This window comes from Bradyrhizobium niftali (assembly GCF_004571025.1).
Taxonomy (GTDB): Bacteria; Pseudomonadota; Alphaproteobacteria; order Rhizobiales; family Xanthobacteraceae; genus Bradyrhizobium; species Bradyrhizobium niftali.
On the sequence record NZ_SPQT01000012.1, the window covers coordinates 38,798 to 57,501 of the forward strand.

The following is an 18,704-nucleotide window of genomic DNA, read 5'->3' on the forward strand; positions in this document are numbered from 1 at the left end:
TCCACCGCGGCACCATTGCGGTGCTCCGTTGCGTAGATCACTAACGGCAATAAGTTTCGGGACGTTTGCGCGGAAAACCGAAAACGGTTTCATCGCGGCAAGGATTGTTTCATGACAGTTTCGTGGCCGCGCGAGCTCGTTAACGAACAAAACAGCGGGCCGACACTTCTGTGACGTCACACGCCTGAAATATCCGTGGTTGATGGTCCTAAGCCGAGAATCATCAAACTCTCGGGATTTTCCCATGCGGGTATTAATCGCGACTGACGCCTGGCATCCGCAGGTTAACGGTGTGGTCCGGACCCTGACCTCGCTGGCGGGTGCCGCCAAGGCCCTCGACGTCGAGATCGACTTCCTCACGCCGGACGGCTTCCCGTCGTGGCCGCTGCCGACCTATCCGGGCCTGCGCATTGCGCTGCCGAGCGCTAAGGAGATCGCGCGGCGGATCGAGAAGGCCGCGCCCGAAGCGCTGCACATCGCGACCGAGGGTCCGATCGGCTGGGCCGCGCGGGCCTATTGCCGCCGCAACCGGCTCGCCTTCACCACCTCCTATACGACGCGCTTTCCGGAGTATGTCTCGGTGCGAACCGGCATTCCCGCGAGCGTCGGCTATGCCGTGCTGCGCCACTTCCACGATGCCGCCGCTATGACCATGGTGGCGACGCCCTCGCTGCGGCAGGAGCTGTCCGAGCGCGGCTTCAAGCGGCTCGGCTTCTGGACGCGCGGCGTCAACACCGAGCTGTTCCACCCGGACGCTCCGGCCAAGCTCGATCTGCCGGGCCCGATCTTCATGACCATGGGCCGCGTGGCGGTGGAGAAGAACCTCGAAGCATTCCTCGCGCTCGATCTGCCCGGCACCAAGGTCGTCGTCGGCGACGGCCCGCAGAAGGCCGCGCTCGAGAAGAAATATCCGGATGCGGTCTTCCTCGGTGAGAAGAAGGGCGCGGATCTCACCGCGCATCTCGCCGCGGCCGATGTCTTCGTATTCCCCAGCCTGACCGATACCTTCGGCGTGGTGCAGCTGGAGGCGCTCGCCTGCGGCACGCCGGTTGCGGCGTTTCCGGTGACGGGTCCGAAGGACGTCATCGCCGGTCACCCGATCGGCGCGATCGACCATGATCTGCGTACCGCGTGCCTGCGCGCGCTCACCATGTCGCGCGAGACCTGCCGCAACTTCGCGCTGGAGCGCTCCTGGGAGAACAGTGCGCGCCAGTTCGTCGGAAACCTCACCTCACTTCAGCCCAGCCGCATCCTGCGCGCCTCGCCGGTGATGGCGCGGCGGCCGGTGCGCGGTTGATCCCAACTTTGACCCACAGCGAGAACCTCATCGATGGCTAAGATCATGAACCTTGACGGCACCCAGCAGCTCGACCTCACCCGCGGCACGGTCGAGCAGGCCTACGATCGCTGGGCGCCCGTCTACGATCTCGTGTTCGGCGGCGTATTCGCCAAGGGCCGGCAGGCGGCGATCGCGGCCACCAACAAGATCGGCGGCCGCGTGCTCGAGGTCGGCGTCGGCACCGGCATCTCGCTGCCGCTCTACGCGCCGCACCTGCGCATCTTCGGCACCGACATTTCGGAAGCGATGCTCGACAAGGCGCGCCAGCGCGTCACCGAGGGCCAGCTGAAGAACGTCGAGGGCCTCGCGGTGATGGACGCCGAGAAGCTCGAATTCCCCGACAATTCCTTCGACGTCGTGATGGCGCAATATGTCGTCACCGCCGTGCCGAATCCGGAAAAGGCGCTCGACGAATTCGCCCGCGTGCTCCGCCCCGGCGGCGAGCTGATCATCCTGACCCGCGTCAGTGCCGACGCCGGCATGCGCCGTTTCATCGAGCAGAAGCTGCAGCCGGTGGTGCGTCCGCTCGGCTTCCGCACCGCCGAGTTCGCCTGGTCGCGCTATGCCAAGTGGCTGGCCGGCGCTCCCGGCATCGAGCTCGCCGAGCGCCGCCTGATTCCGCCGCTCGGCCATTTCTCGCTGGTGCGCTTCCGCAAGGTCGGCGTCGCCAAGGCGGCGTAACGGCCTCTCCTCATGGTGAGGAGGCGCGTAAGCGCCGTCTCCCGGACGTTGCTTCGCATCGCTCGGAGAACCATGAAGGATCGGCCGATGCAGCTCGGCCTTCATCCTTCGGGACGCGCGTTCCGCGCTCCTCAGGATGAGGGAAGAGAGTAACCGTGCGTCATCGCGCCGCTGCACATCGTCACATGACAAAATGATGATGTCACACGGCGTACATCGAATCCCTGTAATCCCGTACCCGAAAGCATTTTGGGGGAGAGCATGATCAAGAATTATCTCGAGCAGCTGCGGATCCAGCGCTGGGACGACCATCGCTACTATCACCACAGCCGCATCAATCAGAGCCTGCACTTCATCAGCGCACTGAGCTTCCTCTTCGCCTATGTCTGGCTGTTCATCGATCCCGTGATCTCCGCGCTGGTCGGCTGGCTGGTCTCGATGACCTCGCGCCAGGCCGGTCACTTCTTCTTCGAGCCGCACACTTACGACCACATCAACCAGGCGACGCACGAGTACAAGGAAGAGATCAAGGTCGGCTACAACCTTCAGCGCAAGGTGGTGCTGATGGCGATCTGGGCGGCCTCGCCGCTGGTGCTGCTTGCCGATCCGACGCTGTTCGGCCTGTTCACGCCCTGGGCGAGCGCGACCGACTTCATGCGGCAGGTCGCCAAGATCTGGCTCGTCGTCGGCGGCGGCGGTCTTCTGTTCCGCACCGTGCACCTGTTCTTCATCCGCGACGTCGAGACTGGCCTCGTCTGGATGACCAAGATCCTGACCGACCCCTTCCACGATCTGATGCTCTATCGCAGCGCGCCGCTCGCCCTGATGCGCGGCGAGCTGATGGACCCCGGCCTGCACCTCAACCCCGAGCACACGCTGGGCCTGATCGCCGAGCCCACGCTCGAAGAGCAGCACGCCTGAGCGCGCTGCGTACACACAACACTCCGATGTCTGATGGTTGCGTCATGCCCGGCCTCGTGCCGGGCATCCACGTCTTGGGGGCTATAGATGTCGTCATTCCGGGGCGATGCGCAGCATCGAACCCGGAATCTCGAGATTCCGGGTTCGGTCCTGCGGACCGCCTCGGAATGACTGTGCCTATGATCGAAGAACCAGCCTCAGCGCCCGAAGCGCTTGGCGAGCATCTCTTTCAAGATCTGCCGCTTGATTTGCTTGTTGGTGAGCGCGCCGTCGTGCCACCAGAAGCCGTCGGCCTTCATCTTTTCGGCGGCGCGGACGAAGCGTTCGGCGACTTCCGTGAAATCGGCCTCGGTGTAGTTGAGGCTGAAGATCAGCCGTCCGGTGCCGACCCAGCTCAGCGCCAGGCCTTCGGCGCGCAGGTAATATTGCAGCATCCAGTTGTAGCGGGACGGGGTGGTGTATTTCACCGTCCAGATCGACGAGAAGTTGGCGAACCGCACCGGCAGGTCAGCGTCCGTCATCATCTGGTTGAGCTTTTGCGCGCGGCCGTTCCAGGTCGCCTCCAACCCGTCATAGATGGCGCGGAAGTTCGGGCTGGCGAGCCGGCTCAGGAACTCGTCCATCGCCGTCATGACGTACGGATGGGAGTTGAAGGTGCCGCGGGCGAAGCAGATATCGGCGGGACGATCGTCGCGGAAGCGGCGCATCAGCTCGCGCTTGCCGCAGACCACGCCGACCGGGAGGCCGCCAGCGAGGCTCTTGCCGTAGGTTACCATGTCGGCGCGCACGCCAAAGTATTCCTGGGCGCCACCGGCGGCGAGGCGGAAGCCGACGAAGACCTCGTCGAAGATCAGCGCGATGCCGCGCTCGGTGCAGACTTCGCGCAGCTTCTTCAGCCAGTCGGTATACGCCGCGCGGTCAAAGTTGCCGCCGCGGGAGGAATCGACCAGCGAGGAATCGCCGGGCGCGTTGCCGTTGGGATGCAAGCCCTGGAGCGGATTGACCAGCACGCAGGCAATGTCCTTGCGGGTGCGCAGCACGTGCAGCGTTTTCTCCGACATCTCGGCGAGGGTGTAGGTCTCGTGCGCGGGGATCGGATTGCCGACGCCCGGCTGCACGTCGCCCCACCAGCCGTGATAGGCGCCGGCGAAGCGGACGAGATGTGTGCGCCTGGTGTGGTAGCGCGCGAGCCGCACCGCCTGCATCACGGCCTCGGTGCCGGACATGTGGAAGGAGACCTCCTCGAGGCCCGAGATCTGGCACAGCCGGGTCACGTTATCGAGGATGACGGGGTGATAGGGGCCGAGCACCGGTCCAAGCGCATGCGCCCGCTTCTCGGATCCCTCGATGCACTCCTTGTAGAAGTCGTTGCCGAAGATGTTGACGCCGTAGGACCCCGTGAGGTCGTAGGAGGTGTTGCCGTCGACATCGGTGACGGTGACACCGCGCGAGGATTCCATGAAGGTCGAGGTGCCCAGGTGCTCGCGGACAAGGCGCGAGAACTGGAACGGCACGCGGTAGGTCTCGGTGAAGTGCAGGTCGGAGATCTTTTCCGCCGCTTCCTTCGTCATCGCGCGCCCCTTGGGGTAGCGCTCGGCGTAGAGGCTTGCGAGGCGGAAGAAGCCGTCCTTGCGCTGGGCCGCGATATTCGCGGGCGCCCCGTCGCAGGCAAAGTAGTCGTCGTCTCCGAACTCGTAGAACGGGAGCAGCCGGGCCACCCGGCGCGACATCTTGGAGTGCCCGGCGAGCGAGCGGTGCTTGGCGCGGGAGAGTTCGATCCGCGCCTTGAGCTTCGGGAAGGCGGCGGCAGCGGAGGCTGCGGCGGCCACGGACATCGAGAGAATCGGGAGTGTCGTTTCCATGACAACAAGCGCTAATACTGCGAGCTGACAGATTCATGACAGTCAAAGCCCTCATCGCCTCTTTCACCCAGCAGGAAGACCTCAACTTCCTGTTGACCAACCGCATCCCCCGCGCGGCCCTGACCCGCTTCATGGGCTGGTTCTCCAAGATCGAGAATCCGCTCGTGCGGGACGCCTCGATCGCGCTGTGGAAACTGTTCTCCGACCTCGACCTGTCGGAGGCGCGGAAGACCCATTTCAAGAGCCTGCACGACTGCTTCACCCGGGATCTGAAGCCGGGCCTGCGTCCGTTCGACCCGGACCCGTCCATTGTCGCCAGCCCCTCGGACGGCATCGTCGGCGCCCATGGCCGGATCGCGGATACCGAGCTGTTCCAGGTCAAGGGCGCGCCGTATTCGCTGCTCGATCTGCTCGGCGATTCCGCACTGGTGGACCAGCACCGCAACGGCTCCTTTGTCACGCTGCGGTTGACCTCGAGCATGTATCATCGCTTCCATGCGCCCTACGACGCACACATCGAGCGCGTGACGCTGATCCATGGCGATGTCTGGAACGTCAACCCGATCGCGCTGAAGCGGGTCGAGCGTCTCTTCTGCAAGAACGAGCGCGCGGTGATCCGGACGCATCTGTCGACCGGCGAGGCCGTGACGCTGGTGCCGGTCGCGGCGATCCTGGTCGCGAGCATCCGCCTGCATTTCCTCGACATGGTGCTGAACGCGCAGACGAAGGGCCCGGTCAACTTCCCCTGCGACGTCAACGTGAGCAAGGGCGAGGAGCTCGGCTGGTTCGAGCACGGCTCGACCATCATCATCCTCGCGCCCGGCGATTTCAAATTCTGCGACGGCATCGCCGAGGGTACCCGCATCCGCGCCGGTCAAGCGCTGCTCGGAAGAAAGTAGCCTTCAATCCGCCGTCTCCGCCGCCTATATGGTCGGCGGGGAACGATTTGATCGACACGGATTTGGCGATGGCGCGGGCGCCGGTGATGGCGGCGGGGGGTATTGTGCTGCGGCGTGGCGCGCCGCCGCTGATTGCAGTCGTGCGCCAGCGCAAGCGCAACGAATGGGTCTTGCCGAAGGGCAAGCTCGACGACGGCGAGACGCCGAAGGAGGCCGCGCACCGCGAGGTGCTGGAAGAGACCGGTCACGAGGTCGCCATCCACGAATTCCTGGGAACGCTCGTCTATCAGTCGGGCGGCCGCTCCAAGGTCGTGCATTTCTGGCGCATGGAGGCCGGGGGCGGTCCGGTCCGCAAGCTGATGAACGACGTCAAGGCGGTCGACTGGCTGACGCTGGAGGATGCAATCGCGCGCCTGTCGCGCGAATACGAGCGCGCCTTCCTGATCCAGATCGGCCCGATCGCGATCGCCGCCGCCGGCCTTGCATCTCCGCCCGCACCCGTGCCGCCGCCGGCGACCGACGATGCCGATGCAGCCTTGCAGACGCTGACGCCCGCCGAAGCAGCGTCGGTCGATGAACTGCGTCATGGCTTGTTGCAAAAGGTGAAGGCCTGGCTGCGCGGCGAGGCGTGAGTTGTCATCGCGCCGCTTTGCTTGCGAGTTTGGACACATCCGCGAGCTAGAATGGCTGTGGGAGCGTCAGTTCCCTCCAAGTCGTCATTGCGAGCGAAGCGACGCAATCCAGAGTCCCTCCGTGGAAAGATTCTGGATTGCTTCGCTGCGCTCGCAATGACGGAGGATGCAGGGAAGCGCCTCACCAGCGCTATCGTTGCGGAAGTCGTGTCCGCATTGACGCTGCACCTTCTCCCACAAGGGGAGAAGGAAGAATGTCACCGCCGCTCTTTCTTCTCCTTCGGAGCGGGTGCCGGCTTGCGCGGCGCTGCGGGGTGCTGTGCGGCGGGGAGGCGCTGCTGGAATCCGCCCTGGCGCTGGATGCCGCCTGGCTGCTGGACTGCGGGCGGCTGGCCCGGCTGCAATCCGGTGCGCGGCGTTTGCGGCTGCGGTGTCGTGCCCGGCTGCGGCACGGCTGCTCCGGGCTGCACAGGAGTCTGGCCGGCGCGCGGCGGCAGGGTTTGCGGCGTGCCGCCGGGCTGCGTGCGCGGTGCGCCGGCCGGCCGGCCCGCACCCTGCTGCTGACCGTGTTGCTGCTGGCCCGCGCGCGGCGTGCCCGGCTGGACCGCGCCGCCCTGTCCTTGTTGTCCCTGGCCCTGCCGCTGCGGCGGCTGTACGCCTTGCCGGTTTGGCGTGCCCGGCTGCTGCTGACCCGGACGGTTGTTCTGGCCCGGCTGACCGTTCGGCCGCTGCGGCTGTTGGACGGGCGCCGTCGTCGGCCGCAATTGTTGCTGCTGCGGCGGCTGCGCCGGCCGCGGAATGCGGCTGGTCGCGGTCGGATTGGCGCGGCGGAAGTCGCGCTGCTCGGTGACGATCTGGCGGCCCGCGGTCTGTGCCAGATGCACCTGGCTGACGAAGCCGCGGTCGCGCGCGATCTGCTGCGGGGCAATGGTGATCGGCACGGCCGCAAAGCGCATGCCGCCGGGGCCGCCCGTGCCGGGGCGGATCGCAAAGCCGCTCGCGCCTTGCGTCAGCGCGCCGAGCCGCGTGCCGCTGCTGCGGTCGTTGACCTCGATGTGTCCGACCCGGCCGTCGGCGTCGGGATAGAGCTTGATGTTGACGTTGCTGGCGCGGCTCGCGGCCGCGCCTTCGGGCACGTCGACGACGCCGGTGGTGCCGCGGATGCCGAGCGTCGCGGTCGGCGTCGCGATCTTCATGTCGCCGGTCTTCGCCACCGCCGCCGCAACGAAGGCAACCGTGCCCTTGCCGATGTCGAAGATCGCCGAATTCTGCTTGCCGCCGTCCTCATAGACGTAATTGTCGATGGTGATCCTGGCGCTGGCGGAGAGGTTGAACGTGGTCGCATCGTTGAAGGTGATGCCGAGCGAGGAGTTCGACGAGGTCTGCACGACGTCGTTGAGATAGATGTCGTCGCGCACGCGCAGCGGATAGGAATTCTTGTCCCGGATCACGGTCGCGATTCCCGTCACGGTCGCGACGTTGCCGATCGGTTCGACCGCGGTGGATTGCGCGTCGGTGGCCGGTGTCGGCGAGGCTGCGGGCGCCGGCGAGGGAGCGGGCGCCGGCTGTGCCTGCGGCTGCGCCTGTGCGAGTTCGATTGCGTCGGACGCGAACGCCCCGCTCGTGCCGGCCAGCGGCAAGGCCAGCAGCGGAAGCGCAAACACGAAGCGGCGCCAAGCCACCAATGAAGTCACGAAGAGGTCCCGGTGAGAAACGCGAGGCGAGATCGGCCGATTTCAGCCGTGGACAGCTGAACGGCGGATGAACACGTGTCGCATGGACGGGGCGAGCGTGCAAACGGTGCTCTCTCCCCTCATGGTGAGGAGCGCGCCCTTGCGCGCGTCTCGAACCATAGAGGCCTGGCTGCCGGTCCGGGCCTCGCCCTTCGAGACGCCTGCTGCGCAGGCTCCTCAGGGTGAGGGGATAAAGTGTGCTCGCCGCGCGGCACCAAGAACGTGGATGCCCGGGCCTTCGCCTCGCCGAAGCGGCTTCGGCCGCGCAGGCGGGACAAGCCCGGGCATGACGAACATTTGTGCTTGGAGCACGAGATCCCGGGTTCGATGCTTCGCATCGCCCCGGGATGACGCGCTCCGCGCGTCAGCCCACGCGCTTCCAGGTCTGGCCGCCGCAGAACATGCCGCCGAAGGCGCAGCCCTGCACGCGCATCGCATTCGGGCCCTTCATCGCGATCGTCGAGTCGTAGTTGCGGCCGGAGTCGGGATCGTGGATGCGGCCGCTCCACTTCGAGCCTTCGGGCTTCATGTTGATCAGGATGCGTTCATTGGTCTTCTGCGCGTAGCCGCACAGATTGGCGCCGCACTGCTCGACGCGGACGTTGCCCTTGTTCTCTTCGGTCGCCCAGATGCCGATCGGCGTGTTGGCGACCTGCGCCGGCGCAGCGGCCACCGGAGCCGGAGCGGGCGCCGCGACGGGAGCCGCAGCGGGCGCGGGCTGCACCGTGTTGTCGGAGCCGACGGACGGAGCAGCGGCAACCGTCGGGGCGGGCGCTGCGGGAGCGGCAACCGCAGGCGCGGTCGCCTGGACCGGCGCCTGCTGCACGGGCTGCTGCTGCACCGGAGCCGGCGCGGGCTGCGCGGTGGTGGCCGGAGCCGGCGTGGTGTCGACGTCATCGTCCTTGGAGCCAAGGCCCTTGAGGTTGATGTTGTTCAGCTTGATCGGCTTGTCCGACAGGCCCGGCGCGACGATGGTCACGCAGTCGAGCGAGGCGCAGTTGCGCGGCGTCTCGATGCGGATGTGCTGGCCCTCGATCTGGAACGAGATCGAATTGCCGGCATGAGCGGCTGCGGTCGAAGCGAGGAACAGTGCGGTGGCGGCGATGGCGAGCTTGTTCATGACAACCTCCGAAAAATGCGTGGTCCCGATATGGACTGAAGTCGCTGGTGGACGATGCTTGGTTCGACCCTACGCCCGGCCCGTCCGGCCTTCCGTGATGGACGTCACAATGACTCCCGCGCGCTTGGGTGAGGCAGCGCACATTCAGCCGCGGTCCATCCCGCGTAACGTCGTCGCGACAGAAGAGGGGGAGGCGCCGATGACGCGGCTTGCGACTTCGCTTGGCACATTGATCGCGCTGCTGGCGGTTGCGCCTCCAGCACAGGCCGGTTCCTACGCGTTCTCGATCGGCGGGCACCGGTTCCATGTCGAGGCGCCCAGGAATTGCCGATCCGCTTCCTGCGTCTCGATTTCCTCCAATCGCAACTTTCGGCCGGCGGAGGACGTCGCCACGACACCCGCTCTGCCTGTCCCACCGCCGGTAGTCCAGGCGCCGCAGCCGGTCTATCCGGCAACCCCGGCCCGGCCGCCACAGGCGATTGCGGTCGCGCCGTCACCGGCGCCGCCGCCCGTGCTCGCCGCGACGACGTCGCAGCCCGTTGTGCTGCCGCCGGCGCCAAGATCCGAGGCACCAAGGAGCGAGGCCCTGGCCCCCAATCCGCCGCGGGTTGAGCTGCCGCGCGAGGATCCGCCGAAGGCGATCGCGCTCGATCCGCCGCGCATGGAGCCGCCGGTCGTCGCGCCGAAGCCCGAGATCAAACCGGCCACGGCGATCGCACAGCGCAGTGACGACGAGTCGCCCGGCATGCCGCTCGGGCAGTGGGAAAGCGACGGCGCCAAGGGCACGGTCCGCATCGAACGCTGCGGCTCCGCGCTGTGCGGATATGCGCTGACCGAGACGTCGAGCAGGGGCGAGAGCGTGCTCGTCAACATGAAGCAGAAATCGCACGACGTCTGGACCGGCAGCATCTACAGCCGCTCCACCGGCAACACCTATTATGCGAGAATGACGCTGAAGCGCACCGGCAGCCTCTACGTGGAGGCCTGCGCGCTCGGCCACTTCTGGTGCTCGGGCAACGACTGGACGCGCGTTGAGGAGCCGCAGGAGCAGGTGGTTACGACGTCGCGGCAGTGGGGCGCGCGGTCGTAGCTCTTCGCGATACGCACGCGCTTCTTCCCTCTCCCCTTGTGGGAGAGGGTGGCTGGCCGCGTAGCGGCAAGACGGGTGAGGGGTCTCTCACCGTGAGCAACACTCGCGCTTGAACTGGCGGAAGCAGACCCCTCATCCGTCGCGCTACGCGCGCCACCTTGTCCCACAAGGGGAGAAGGGAGACGAAGCAACATTCGAGGCGGTGGGCTGAAGCCGCTAGATCATGCCGAGCACGATGGCGCCGACGAAGGCCATGGCGAGGTACGCGGTGATAACGCTCAGTCTCCCGGCAAACGTCATGCCGTTGCTCCCTGGGATGTTCCGCTGAAGCATGGTCCCGCTGCTCGCGCGCCCCTGCGCCCGGCCGACATGGTTAACAGAAAGTGTCCTTGCGAAAAAGTCAGCCGTGCTGCCGCTCATCTCCAGGAGCGACCGCGCGGCCGCGCCCGGCATGGTTAAGGAAGGCTGAAATCGACACGTTGAAGAGTCTTTAAGTAAATTCACCGAACGTGCGTGCATGACGCGCGGAGTTCGTTTGTATCTCGTCGGCTCCATCGTCCTTGTTTCGCTAGCGGGTTGCGGACGCGGCTTCTTCCAGGCCGAACGTGAACCGTGGCGGGCCGAGGCGGAAGCCGCATGCCTGAAATCCGGCGCGGTCAAGGAAAGTGCGGACATCGTCCGCATCGACCCGATCTCCGGGCCCGGCAGCTGCGGTGCGGAGTTTCCGCTCAAGGTCGCCGCCATCGGTGAGCCCTCGAGCAGCTACGGCTTTGCCGACGAGGAACTGCGCCCGCCGGGCAATGTCGGCAACCAGCCGCGCTGGCCGGTGACACAGCCGCGATCGAATTATCCGCAGGGCCAGGCCTATCCGGCATCCTCTTATCCGCAACGGCCGAACTATCCCGAGAACGCGGTGCGCCAGCCGTCCGGTTATGGCGCCTCGTCGGGACCGATGTCACTGAATGCGCCCGGTGTGGCGCCGCAGGAAGACGAGATCGACCTGCCGCCCGAGGGCACCGATGCTGCGGGTGCGGCGCGCTACATGAATGCGCCGAGCTATCCGGCGTGGCAGCCCGGTCCCGCACCCTATTCGCAGGCGCCCGCGCAGCAGCCGCTGCCGCGCCTTGGTCCCGCGCAGGGCAATCCGGTTACTGCCGTCGGTCCCGTTGCGATCAAGCCGACCGCGACGCTGGCCTGTCCGATCGTGTCCGAGCTCGACCGCTGGCTCGCCGACACCGTGCAGCCCTCGGCCATGCGCTGGTTTGGCGTGCGCGTCGCCGAGATCAAGCAGATCTCCGCCTATTCCTGCCGTGGCATGAACGGCAACTCGCACGCCCACATTTCCGAGCATGCCTTCGGCAACGCGCTCGACATCTCCGCCTTCGTGCTCGCCGATGGCCGCCGTGTCACGGTGAAGGACGGCTGGCGCGGCATGCCGGAAGAGCAGGGTTTTCTGCGCGACGTGCAGTCGGGCGCGTGCGCGCATTTCACCACGGTGCTCGCGCCGGGCTCGAACGTCTATCACTACGATCACATCCACGTCGATCTGATGCGCCGCGCCAGCCGCCGCCTGATCTGCCAGCCCGCGGCCGTCTCCGGCGAAGAGGTCGCCGGGCGCGCGCAACAGCGCAATCCTTATGCGGGCAGGCGCGATCCCTATGTCACCGGCTCGCTCGGAACGCGCAAGAGCACGCGGAAGCAGGAAGAGGACGATTACGCTGACGATTAGGCGGGCGCAGCTTCTCTTGTAGTCCGGATGAGCGTAGCGATATCCCGGAACAGAATTCCCGCATATCGCTACGCTCATGCGGGCCACGATTGCGTCAATCGACATGTCCATCGTCGGGTGGAGGCCACGTCTTCGCGTTCACGCGTGACGGGCGGAAAATCGTGCATGGATGGCGCAAGATGGAAGAGATCGGATCGTAGCTCTGCGCAGCCAGAAAGTCATGTCGAGGTCGCCTTCGACGGCGCGGGGACCAGCCCCATGCACAGCTGCACCTCGCCCGGGACGTTGTAGGTCCGCATGATGTGACGGCTGTCGCGCAAGCCGGACGCCTCACGTTGCACCACGAACATCCAGAGCGCCTGGCCGGCCTCCATCACCAGCTTGCGCCTGGCCGGCTGCATCGAGGCCGGCGTCCCCGGGGCTTCGTAGGCGGCGTCGAACTCGCGCAAGCGCGCAAGGCTCTGTTCGAGCGCGCGACCCATCCGTCCAAGCGCTGAGGCCTGTTCCTGGACGATCTCATAATGGAGGATATCGACAGGCGGGCGAAGATCACGGGGCATGGCCGCAAATATAATGCTGCGAGACCGGCCTGCGCAACGCGTGGCGTGCTTGCGATTACTTCGCCCGGTACGCCGCCAGGAACATCCGCGTCGCGCTGTCGACCACCTCGGTCATGCGCTCTTCCGACGGCGCGGGCGCGGCCTGGAAGACGAAGGGCAGGAATAGTGAAGCCTTGCACAGTTCCATGAACTGCGAGGCGGCAAGATCGCAATCGTCCATCGTGAGATCGCCGGAGGCGGCATGGGTTTTGAGATAATCGGAGAGGCGGTTGATGGTCTTGTCCAGCACCCGCGCATAGTAGCGGCGACCGACATCGGGCATGCGCTCGGCGATCGCCATCACGGTGCGGATCGCCGATCCGCCGCCCGGCCGGCAGAGCAGATGGATGTAGGCCCGGCCGAACTCCTTCAGCGTGGTCTCGGCGTCGCGGCCGGGATCGAAGTTGAACACGACCTGGCCGTACTGGAGCGCCTCCTGCTCGAGGATGGCTTCGAACAGCGCGCACTTGTCGGCGAAGTAGACGTAGAGCGTGCCCTTGGAGACCTGCGCCGCGCGCGCGATCTCGCCCATGCTGGCGCCGTCGAAACCGAGATCCATGAACACCTTGCGGGCCCCGTCCAGGATCTGGCGGCGCTTCGAGCTGTCCTCCTCCTGGATGACGTGCAGAGGTTCGCTGGCAGCTACAACCATTGGTTCAGGGTCTCGGAAGGTTTCGGGACGAGGTGCCGAACAATGAAACGCAAATAAAGGATTCGGGCCACTAGGGTCCGACGCAGGATATTATGTATATTGACCGAACCGTTCGGTCAATGATATTTGGGATAAGCGAGGGGAGCACGCCGCTGGCGGGCCGTCCTTCATCGCGCTTTTTTTTGGGGAGGCCGTTATGGCCGTATCGAGAGACCAGGCTGCGCGCGTCCTTCGCCAGGAAGCGGTGGAGACGAATTCGGCGAACGGTGACCCTGCGACCGAGACGTCCGCTGTTCTCGCCGAGCAGCTGCGCTCCCATGTGGTCGAGGAAACCAAGCGCCGCAGCGAGGCGCCGGAGAAGCCCGTGACCGACAAGCCGGCCGCGCCGGGGGCAGATGCGCCCGCCGCCAGCGGCACGCCGAAATCCGGCAAGCGCAAATTCGTCCTGATGGGCGTCGGTCTGGTGCTGGCGCTCGCGGCAGCCGGCTATGCCGGCTATTACACGGTGGTCGGGCGTTTCTACATCGCCACCGACGACGCCTATGTCCGCGCCAACAACACCATGCTCGGCGCGCGCGTTGCCGGCCACATTTCCTCGATCCTTGCCGGCGACAACACGACGGTGCGCGCCGGCGACATCATCTTCCGCATCGACGACGGCGACTACAAGATCGCGGTCGACGCCGCCGCGACCAGGATCGCGACCCAGCAGGCGACCATCGATCGCATCGGCCGCCAGATCGCGGCGCTCGACAGCCAGGTTGCCCAGGCCAAGGCACAGCTCGTCTCGGCCGAGGCGGGCCTCAAGCGCGCGGACCTCGACTACGAGCGCCAGCAGGCGCTGAGCAGCAAGGGCTTTGCCTCGCGCGCCACCTTCGAGAGCTCGGAAGCCGGACGCGACCAGGGCGCCGCCGCGGTCAAGGCCGCGCAGGCCGCCTATGACGTCGCCGTCAGCAACGTCGACGTCACCAAGGCGCAGCAGGCCGAAGCGCAGGCCCAGCTTGCCGAGCTCAAGACCTCGCTCGCCAAGGCCGAGCGCGATCTCGCCTTCACCGCGGTGCGCGCCCCGGTTGGCGGCACGTTCTCGAACCGCCTGGTCAGCGCCGGCGACTTCGTCGCGGTCGGCCAGCGGCTCGGCAACGTCGTGCCGCTCGACGACGTCTATATCGACGCCAACTTCAAGGAAACGCAGCTCAAGCGCATCCGCCCCGGCCAGCCGGTGACGATCAAGGTCGATGCCTATGGCATGCGCAAGTTCTCCGGCGTCGTCGACAGCATCGCGGCGGGCGCGGGCTCGGTGTTCACGCTGCTGCCGCCCGACAACGCCACCGGCAACTTCACCAAGATCGTGCAGCGCGTGCCGGTCCGCATCCGCGTGCCGAAGTCGGTGGCGAAGCAGAACCTGCTCCGCGCCGGCATGTCGGTCTACGCCACCGTCGACACCAACAAGGGCGCGGCCGACGCCGACAGCGAGGTCGATCTCGACGATCCCACCATGATCCATCCGCAGTAGGCGCACCCGGGCGCTGCGAGCTCAGACCATGGCGAACGCCACGACTGCTTCACCTGCGATGATGGCGGCCCCCGCTTCGGAGCGCATCGCGCCGAAGCGGCTGTTCGCCTTCATCATCATGGTGTTCGGGATGTTCATGTCGATCCTGGACATCCAGATCGTCTCGGCGTCCCTCAGCGAAATCCAGGCCGGCCTGTCGGCGAGCTCCAGCGAAGTCTCCTGGGTCCAGACCGCCTATCTGATCGCCGAAGTCATCGCGATCCCGCTGTCGGGCTTCCTGTCGCGCGCGTTCGGCACGCGGCTGCTGTTCGCGATCTCGGCCGCGGGGTTCACCGCCTCGAGCCTGCTCTGCGGCTTCGCCACCACTATCGAGGAGATGATCCTCTGGCGCGCGCTCCAGGGCTTTCTCGGCGCCGGCATGATCCCGACAGTGTTCGCCTCAGCCTACACCGTGTTTCCGCGCTCCAAATTCCACATCGTCGGTCCCATCATCGGGCTTGTCGCGACGCTGGCGCCGACCATTGGGCCGACGGTCGGCGGCTACATCACCGATCTGATGTCGTGGAACTGGCTGTTCTTCATCAACGTCGTGCCCGGCATCGCCATTACCTTGGGCGTGCTGGCGCTGGTCGATTTCGACGAGCCGCATTTCGAATTGCTCGACCGCTTCGACTGGTGGGGCCTGCTCTTCATGGCCGGCTTCCTCGGCACGCTGGAATATGTGCTGGAGGAAGGCCCGCAATATGAATGGCTGCAGGACACGACAGTGGCGATCTGCGCCGCGGTGTGCGCCGTATCGGCGATCGCCTTCTTCTGGCGCGTCTTCACGGCGGCCGAGCCGATCGTCAACCTGCGCACCTTCTCCAACCGCAACTTTGCGGTCGGCTGCGTGCTCCAATTCTGCATCGGCATCGGCCTCTACGGCCTGACCTACATCTATCCGCGCTATCTCGCCGAAGTGCGCGGCTACAGCGCGCTGATGATCGGCGAGACCATGTTCGTCTCCGGCATCACCATGTTCCTGGTCGCGCCGCTGGTCGGCCGGCTGATGGTGAAATTCGACATGCGCTACATGATCGCCTTCGGCCTCGTCGTGTTCGCGATCGGCTCCTACCAGATGACCTGGATCACCCGCGACTACGATTTCTACGAGCTGCTGGTGCCGCAGATCCTGCGCGGCGTCGGCATGATGTTCGCGATGGTGCCGACCAACAACATCGCGCTCGGCACGCTGGCGCCTGACAGGGTGAAGAACGCAAGCGGCCTGTTCAACCTGATGCGCAATCTCGGCGGCGCGGTCGGGCTCGCCGTCATCAACACCGTGCTCAACGACCGCACCGACCTGCACATCACGCGCCTCCAGGAGCGCGTGACCTGGGGCAACGCGACCGCGACCGAAACCCTGACCATGTTCATGCAGAAGTTTCAGGGGCTCGGCGATTCCACGCTGATGGCGATGAAGCAGCTCTCGCAGCTGGTGCACCGCCAGGCCGTGGTGATGAGCTTTGGCGACGCCTTCTTCATGCTGACGTTGTTCTATCTCGGCCTCAGCCTGCTGGTCACGCTGCTGAACAAGCCGGCCTCGCTGACCGGCGGCGGCGACGCGCATTGACGCCACGCACGCTGTCGTCGCCCGGCTTGACCGGGCGACCCAGTATTCCGGGACAGTAGTGGTTGAGCCGAGAGGCCGCGGCGTACTGGATGCCCCGCCTTCGCGGGGCATGACGGCGGAATATGAGATCGACGGCGGCCCGCGAACCAAATTGCAACACTCGTTCGTGATCTCGCGCGCGCCCCGTTGCAAAGTGCGAACGGCACATCTATAAAGCGCACCTCATTCAATCGAACCGGGGGGGATTTGCATGATTTCGTCGCATTCGCAGATCGTACGCCCGCGTTCGATGTTCTGGTTCGGTATGTCGGCGGCCTGCTAGAGGCCTCCTCCGCCAGATTCGATCGGGTCACGAGTCCCGATCGCCCCACTTCCCCAAGTCAAAATCACCTGTGAGTGACGCCGTCTGCCCTTCGTGGCCGACTTGCGTCCGTTGATGGAGCCGGCCCGCGCCAAAAAGCGGCTGGATGATGTCATGACCTCTCTCTCGAAAAGGCCCGCGGCCATACGCGTGGTGTTGCCCTTCGTGTTCCGGCACTGGCTGAACCAGCCCGGTCGCGGCCTGATCGTGGCCGGTGGCCTGCTGGGCGCGACCGTCGCTGACCTGTTCATGCCGGTCTTCTCCGGACATCTGGTCGATGCGCTGACACGCGGCCCGTCCGATCCTGACGCGCGCCACGCAGCGCTGGTTGCGTTCGGCGCCATCGTGGCGCTCGGTGCGGCCTCCGTGGTGCTGAGGTTGATCGGTCTCCAGGCGATCGTCCCGTTCACGCTCAAGATCATGTCGGATGTCGCCGAGGGCGCCTTCACGCGCGTGCAGCGCTTCTCGACCGAATGGCACGCCAACTCTCTTTGCCGGCTCCACGGTACGCAAGATCACCCGCGGCATGTGGGCGCTCGACCTGCTGAACGACACCATCCTGATGGCGTTGGCGCCGTCCCTGCTGGTGTTGATCGGCTCCATGGTCCTGATCGGCCTGCACTGGGCTTCGCTCGGCGCGGTGATCGCGGTGGGAGCGCTTTTCTACGTCGCCATCACCGTGCTGTTCTCGACGCGCTACATCGCGCCGGCCGCGCGAATCTCCAACGCCTGGGACACCAAGGTCGGTGGCACGCTGGCGGACGCGCTGACCTGCAACGCCGTGGTGAAATCCTTCGGCGCGGAGTTGCGCGAGGATACGCGGCTCGCCCGCGTCATCAACCGCTGGCGCGTGCGCGTGCGGCGGACCTGGTTTCGCTACAACTACACGGCCATGGCGCAGCTCTCACTGCTGCTGGCCTTGCGTGCCTCCGTGATCGGCGGCTCGGTGCTGCTGTGGATGTCCGGGCACGCCTCGCCCGGCGACGTCACCTACGTGCTGACGAGCTACTACGTCATCCACGCTTACTTGCGCGACGTCGGCATGCACATCAACAACCTCCAGCGCTCGGTCAACGACATGGACGAACTGGTGGCGATCCATGACGAGCCGATCGGGATTGTCGATGCGTCGGACGCGCGGCCGATCGCGATCGAGGGCGGCGAGATCGTGTTCGACGACGTTACGTTCCACTATGGCGGCCATCGCGAACCGCTGTACGACGGCCTGTCGGTCACGATCCGCGCCGGCGAACGGGTCGGCCTGGTCGGCCGCTCCGGCTCCGGCAAGACCACCTTCGTCAAGCTGGTGCAGCGGCTCTACGACGTCAGCGATGGCCGCGTGCTGATCGACGGCCAAGACATCGCCAAGGCCACGCAGCAATCGCTGCGCAGCCAGATCGCGATCGTGCAGCAGGACCCGATCCTGTTTCACCGCTCGCTCGCCGAGAACATCGCCTATGGCCGGCCCGGCGCCAGCCTGGAGGCGATCGAGCAGGCGGCGCGGCTGGCCAATGCGCACGACTTCATCCTGCGTCTGCCCAAGGGCTACGGCACGCTCGTCGGCGAGCGCGGCGTGAAGCTGTCGGGCGGCGAGCGGCAGCGCGTGGCGCTGGCGCGCGCCTTCCTGGCGGACGCGCCGGTGCTGATCCTGGACGAGGCGACGTCGAGCCTCGATTCGGAATCGGAGGCGCTGATCCAGCAGGCGATGGAGCGGCTGATGAAGGGCCGCACCTCGATCGTGATCGCGCACCGGCTCTCGACGGTGCGCAGTCTCGATCGGATCCTGGTGTTCGACCGCGGCGAGATCGTCGAGCAGGGCACCCACGCCGTGCTCGCGGGCAAGCCCGGCGGCATCTATCGCGGCTTGTTCGAGCGCCAGGTGGTGGACCTCGGACGCCTGGCAGCAGCGGAATGAGGCGCAGCCTGCGGACGGAGGAGAGCGTCCGCAAGCTGCGAAGGAT

General features: G+C 66.1%; 14 protein-coding genes and 1 pseudogene. 10 read left to right on the top strand and 5 right to left on the bottom strand.

Annotated features, from left to right (window positions below; translation table 11 throughout):
- Positions 1 to 244: 244 nt before the first annotated feature.
- The 3 genes from E4K65_RS21165 (at position 245) to E4K65_RS21175 (ending at position 2,941) form a co-directional block, all read left to right on the top strand.
- Positions 245 to 1,297 carry a glycosyltransferase family 4 protein gene (locus tag E4K65_RS21165; protein ID WP_167771001.1) on the top strand — a complete coding sequence of 351 codons (1,053 nt, stop codon included), beginning with the start codon at positions 245 to 247 and terminating at the stop codon, positions 1,295 to 1,297.
- A 33-nt stretch (positions 1,298 to 1,330) separates the two neighbouring features.
- The gene (locus E4K65_RS21170) at positions 1,331 to 2,020 is read left to right on the top strand and encodes a class I SAM-dependent methyltransferase (protein WP_135175823.1); all 690 of its coding nucleotides are present in this window, start codon (positions 1,331 to 1,333) and stop codon (positions 2,018 to 2,020) included.
- Positions 2,021 to 2,281: 261 nt separating this feature from the next.
- Positions 2,282 to 2,941 carry a hypothetical protein gene (locus E4K65_RS21175; RefSeq protein ID WP_135175824.1) on the top strand — a complete coding sequence of 220 codons (660 nt, stop codon included), beginning with the start codon at positions 2,282 to 2,284 and terminating at the stop codon, positions 2,939 to 2,941.
- 197 nt (positions 2,942 to 3,138) lie between these two features.
- Here the strand turns inward: E4K65_RS21175 and E4K65_RS21180 are convergent, their stop codons facing one another.
- Entirely contained in the window at positions 3,139 to 4,803 is a 1,665-nt protein-coding gene (locus tag E4K65_RS21180; protein WP_135175825.1) for an aminotransferase class III-fold pyridoxal phosphate-dependent enzyme, read from the bottom strand.
- Between the two features lie 35 nt (positions 4,804 to 4,838).
- Here E4K65_RS21180 and asd point away from each other — a divergent pair, with 35 nt between their 5' ends.
- Together asd and E4K65_RS21190 are read left to right on the top strand one after the other, a co-directional pair.
- A complete protein-coding gene (asd, locus tag E4K65_RS21185; protein WP_135175826.1) occupies positions 4,839 to 5,702 on the top strand; it encodes an archaetidylserine decarboxylase in 864 nt (287 codons plus the stop codon).
- 68 nt (positions 5,703 to 5,770) lie between these two features.
- Positions 5,771 to 6,334, top strand: a complete 564-nt coding sequence (locus E4K65_RS21190) for an NUDIX hydrolase (RefSeq protein ID WP_135175951.1) — start codon at positions 5,771 to 5,773, stop codon at positions 6,332 to 6,334.
- 257 nt (positions 6,335 to 6,591) lie between these two features.
- Here E4K65_RS21190 and E4K65_RS21195 read toward each other — a convergent pair whose 3' ends face one another.
- On the bottom strand, positions 6,592 to 8,019 hold the full coding sequence (locus E4K65_RS21195; protein WP_167771021.1) for a FecR domain-containing protein: 1,428 nt from the start codon (positions 8,017 to 8,019) through the stop codon (positions 6,592 to 6,594).
- 412 nt (positions 8,020 to 8,431) lie between these two features.
- Positions 8,432 to 9,187, bottom strand: coding sequence for a DUF2147 domain-containing protein (locus E4K65_RS21200; RefSeq protein ID WP_135175828.1), 756 nt, complete (start codon positions 9,185 to 9,187; stop codon positions 8,432 to 8,434).
- A 199-nt stretch (positions 9,188 to 9,386) separates the two neighbouring features.
- On the opposite strand from E4K65_RS21200, the gene E4K65_RS21205 reads away from it, so the two are divergent.
- Positions 9,387 to 10,277, top strand: coding sequence for a DUF2147 domain-containing protein (locus tag E4K65_RS21205; protein ID WP_135175829.1), 891 nt, complete (start codon positions 9,387 to 9,389; stop codon positions 10,275 to 10,277).
- 517 nt (positions 10,278 to 10,794) lie between these two features.
- The gene (locus E4K65_RS21215; protein ID WP_135175830.1) at positions 10,795 to 12,006 is read left to right on the top strand and encodes an extensin-like domain-containing protein; all 1,212 of its coding nucleotides are present in this window, start codon (positions 10,795 to 10,797) and stop codon (positions 12,004 to 12,006) included.
- A 218-nt stretch (positions 12,007 to 12,224) separates the two neighbouring features.
- Here the strand turns inward: E4K65_RS21215 and E4K65_RS21220 are convergent, their stop codons facing one another.
- Positions 12,225 to 12,566, bottom strand: coding sequence for a DUF6665 family protein (locus tag E4K65_RS21220; RefSeq protein WP_135175831.1), 342 nt, complete (start codon positions 12,564 to 12,566; stop codon positions 12,225 to 12,227).
- A 55-nt stretch (positions 12,567 to 12,621) separates the two neighbouring features.
- The gene (locus E4K65_RS21225) at positions 12,622 to 13,257 is read right to left on the bottom strand and encodes a TetR/AcrR family transcriptional regulator (protein ID WP_135175832.1); all 636 of its coding nucleotides are present in this window, start codon (positions 13,255 to 13,257) and stop codon (positions 12,622 to 12,624) included.
- Between the two features lie 196 nt (positions 13,258 to 13,453).
- Here E4K65_RS21225 and E4K65_RS21230 point away from each other — a divergent pair, with 196 nt between their 5' ends.
- From E4K65_RS21230 to E4K65_RS21245, 3 genes and pseudogenes are all read left to right on the top strand, one after another.
- Positions 13,454 to 14,770 (top strand): HlyD family secretion protein, encoded by a 1,317-nt coding sequence (locus tag E4K65_RS21230; protein ID WP_135175833.1) that lies wholly within the window; start codon positions 13,454 to 13,456, stop codon positions 14,768 to 14,770.
- A gap of 28 nt (positions 14,771 to 14,798) precedes the next feature.
- Positions 14,799 to 16,382, top strand: a complete 1,584-nt coding sequence (locus E4K65_RS21235) for a DHA2 family efflux MFS transporter permease subunit (protein WP_135175834.1) — start codon at positions 14,799 to 14,801, stop codon at positions 16,380 to 16,382.
- 475 nt (positions 16,383 to 16,857) lie between these two features.
- Positions 16,858 to 18,658: pseudogene (locus E4K65_RS21245) on the top strand (ABC transporter ATP-binding protein).
- The last annotated feature ends 46 nt before the right edge of the window (positions 18,659 to 18,704 follow it).

Excerpts from the sequence above, each read along its gene's own strand:
- E4K65_RS21165 (WP_167771001.1), top strand. The coding sequence starts at position 245 with ATGCGGGTATTAATCGCGACTGACGCCTGGCATCCGCAGGTTAACGGT.
- E4K65_RS21170 (WP_135175823.1), top strand. The coding sequence starts at position 1,331 with ATGGCTAAGATCATGAACCTTGACGGCACCCAGCAGCTCGACCTCACC.
- E4K65_RS21175 (WP_135175824.1), top strand. The coding sequence starts at position 2,282 with ATGATCAAGAATTATCTCGAGCAGCTGCGGATCCAGCGCTGGGACGAC.
- E4K65_RS21180 (WP_135175825.1), bottom strand. The coding sequence starts at position 4,803 with ATGGAAACGACACTCCCGATTCTCTCGATGTCCGTGGCCGCCGCAGCC.
- asd (WP_135175826.1), top strand. The coding sequence starts at position 4,839 with ATGACAGTCAAAGCCCTCATCGCCTCTTTCACCCAGCAGGAAGACCTC.
- E4K65_RS21190 (WP_135175951.1), top strand. The coding sequence starts at position 5,771 with ATGGCGCGGGCGCCGGTGATGGCGGCGGGGGGTATTGTGCTGCGGCGT.
- E4K65_RS21200 (WP_135175828.1), bottom strand. The coding sequence starts at position 9,187 with ATGAACAAGCTCGCCATCGCCGCCACCGCACTGTTCCTCGCTTCGACC.
- E4K65_RS21205 (WP_135175829.1), top strand. The coding sequence starts at position 9,387 with ATGACGCGGCTTGCGACTTCGCTTGGCACATTGATCGCGCTGCTGGCG.
- E4K65_RS21215 (WP_135175830.1), top strand. The coding sequence starts at position 10,795 with ATGACGCGCGGAGTTCGTTTGTATCTCGTCGGCTCCATCGTCCTTGTT.
- E4K65_RS21220 (WP_135175831.1), bottom strand. The coding sequence starts at position 12,566 with ATGCCCCGTGATCTTCGCCCGCCTGTCGATATCCTCCATTATGAGATC.
- E4K65_RS21225 (WP_135175832.1), bottom strand. The coding sequence starts at position 13,257 with ATGGTTGTAGCTGCCAGCGAACCTCTGCACGTCATCCAGGAGGAGGAC.
- E4K65_RS21230 (WP_135175833.1), top strand. The coding sequence starts at position 13,454 with ATGGCCGTATCGAGAGACCAGGCTGCGCGCGTCCTTCGCCAGGAAGCG.
- E4K65_RS21235 (WP_135175834.1), top strand. The coding sequence starts at position 14,799 with ATGGCGAACGCCACGACTGCTTCACCTGCGATGATGGCGGCCCCCGCT.